Annotated in this window: 3 protein-coding genes; all 3 read right to left on the reverse strand. The window is 62.9% G+C overall.

Annotation, left to right across the window (positions count from 1 at the left end):
- Positions 1-287, reverse strand: a 287-nt coding sequence (locus tag WH91_RS20940; protein ID WP_046172956.1) for a hypothetical protein, incomplete at its 3' end; no start/stop codon positions are given.
- Positions 288-462: 175 nt separating this feature from the next.
- Positions 463-1092 carry a thrombospondin type 3 repeat-containing protein gene (locus WH91_RS20945; protein WP_046172957.1) on the reverse strand — a complete coding sequence of 210 codons (630 nt, stop codon included), beginning with the start codon at positions 1090-1092 and terminating at the stop codon, positions 463-465.
- A gap of 4 nt (positions 1093-1096) precedes the next feature.
- A complete protein-coding gene (locus WH91_RS20950; protein WP_046172958.1) occupies positions 1097-2080 on the reverse strand; it encodes an ABC transporter permease subunit in 984 nt (327 codons plus the stop codon).
- Between the last annotated feature and the right edge of the window lie 114 nt (positions 2081-2194).

Raw genomic sequence — 2194 nt, forward strand, 5'->3', positions numbered from 1 at the left:
GCTATAGCCGCATCGGCGGCCCTGTCGATGACGCTCCATGTTTCCGCGTTCAATGCACGCAACTTGGCCGCCTCGGCAACCCACGCGCTTTCGAAATCGGTGATACGGGCAGTGGCTGCAGCTATGTCGCCTTTTGCGACCATGTTCAGCGTATCGGCCGCGATGACCCGGAACGGGGAAAGATCTCCGAGCTCGGTAGCCTGGGCGGCATAGGTGGGAGCGAGCAGCCAGGGAGCGGCTGCGACGGGGACGGACAGAAAGGCAAGGGCAACGAGTAGCTTGTGCATGGGAACCTCCTTACGTAGCTGCGATTTGGCAGCAGAAGGAAATTGCTCCCGGGGCATTACGCCGTTCTGGCGCCCGGCATACGGATTGGTAATTAATGGCCCCTAGCCCTTGTGTTCCGGGCAACTTTGACCAAAGGGCGGCCCCCTTTCGGGCCGCCCTTGATATCGGGGAAGTTTAGTCGGCGGTTTCGGCGCCCCCCTTGTCCTTGTTGACGTCGACGCTGACCGGAGCGAAGCCCGCGGCCGCGAGCTCGAACGTCATGACCTTGGCGCTCTGGGTGGAGTGGTAGATACCGTTTGGGTTGTCGCGGAAGTGACCGGCCACGGCAGCGTCGTCGAGGTGGATGCGTGCCTCCCCGGACGCGGGTACCGTAAACCCGGGCAAGGGCTTGAAGTAGGTCTCGGTCGCGCCGGTGTCGGCATCCTTGACCGTCAGGTAGAGGCTGAAGTCCCTAATTTCCAATGCCGTCCCGTTGCTCACCAGGAGCTCGAGGTGGTCTGGAGCGGTCTTCTTTGCTGCATAGTCGTAGTTGTTCTCGACCAGCGCCTCCTTGATGGCGAACGGTGCGGCGGCGCCCGACTGTGGGGTAGGGTCTGCGAGCGACAAGGGGTCGGTGTCCTTGAGGTCGTCGATGCCGTCGCCATCGGTGTCGGGGTTCATCGGATCGGTACCGAGCAGGACTTCGGAGGCGTCCGGGATGCCGTCGCCGTCGGTGTCGACACCGGCGGCGTAGGCGCCGTGCGAGAGCATGAGGGCGGTGACGAGAGCGAGTGCAGAGATGGCGACGGTGTTGCTGCGTTTCATTCTTCTATTCCTTTGAGAGACGGTTGGGGTCGAGGCGGCGCGCGAACAGCAGGAGGCCGAGCGCCAGGGCAATCGCCAGAAGCCAGACGAGATCGCTGGTTTTCTCGGCGAGAATCGGCATCAGGGGTTGGCCCGCATAGGTGTCCTTGATGCCGAGTATGGCGAAGCTTAACCGTTCGAAATGCTTGGTGGGCGATGCCACCTCGATCCCGTTCCGGATGGTTTCGTAAGTAGAGAAGGATTGGAGGATCTCGAGCTGCTGCGGCTTGGCGATCTGCAACTGTTTGAAGACGCCGCCGGCAACTTGATTGTCTGGATCGAGCGTGTCGCCGATCTGAGGAGCGATCAGCACGAAACCAAGCCAGACTGTGAAGGCGAGGAGAAGCGCGTTGGGCAGCTTCTTGGCCCAGAGCGCAGTCACGAAACCCAGCAGGAAGAAGGCAAGCGCATAGAGGCCAGCGGCCGACATGACGATCGCGAGGCGCCCGATATCCTCCGGGCCCAGCATGACGCCCGAAATCAGGATCACCGAGGCGCCGGCCACCACGAAGGCCAGCACCAGGCCAGAGGAGATGATCGCGGTTCCCGCGAGAACCTTGCCGGCGAGGAACTGCCACTGGGCGATCGGACGGGTAACGATCAGCGCCAGCGTCTGCCGTCCGCGTTCGCTGGCCGCCGCACGGTACCCGATCAGGATGCCAATGATGGCGCCGATGATCTCGACGTGTTCGACGAAGCCCCGCAGGAGCTTGAGCGGGTAGAAGGCCGGGTCCGGTATGGTCGAGGCATCCTTGCCCAAGGCAATGAGACCTGCCTTTGCCTCCGCGTAAGTCGCGACATCTCCCTTGAGGGCGATGGCCGCCACCGCGAGGGCGACCAGAGAGGCGAGTAGCAGGAAGGCCGTAATCAGGATGACGAAGCGGTCGTTGACCGCGTCGCGGATATCCTTGCCCGCGATCGTCAACACGGGTTGGACGAGGTCATGCATCGTAGTCTCCTTTGGTCATGTCCATGCGCGCGACGGCGGCCACAGCGACCCCGCCGAGGGCTGTCACCGAGATCAAGAGCGAGGCAAGCGGCGGGATGGCGGACCGGTCGATGA

This window comes from Devosia psychrophila (assembly GCF_000971275.1).
Lineage (GTDB): Bacteria > Pseudomonadota > Alphaproteobacteria > Rhizobiales > Devosiaceae > Devosia > Devosia psychrophila.

Bases quoted from the DNA above. Each gene is read 5' to 3' on its own strand.
- WH91_RS20945 (WP_046172957.1), bottom strand. From the start codon at position 1,092: ATGAAACGCAGCAACACCGTCGCCATCTCTGCACTCGCTCTCGTCACC.
- WH91_RS20950 (WP_046172958.1), bottom strand. From the start codon at position 2,080: ATGCATGACCTCGTCCAACCCGTGTTGACGATCGCGGGCAAGGATATC.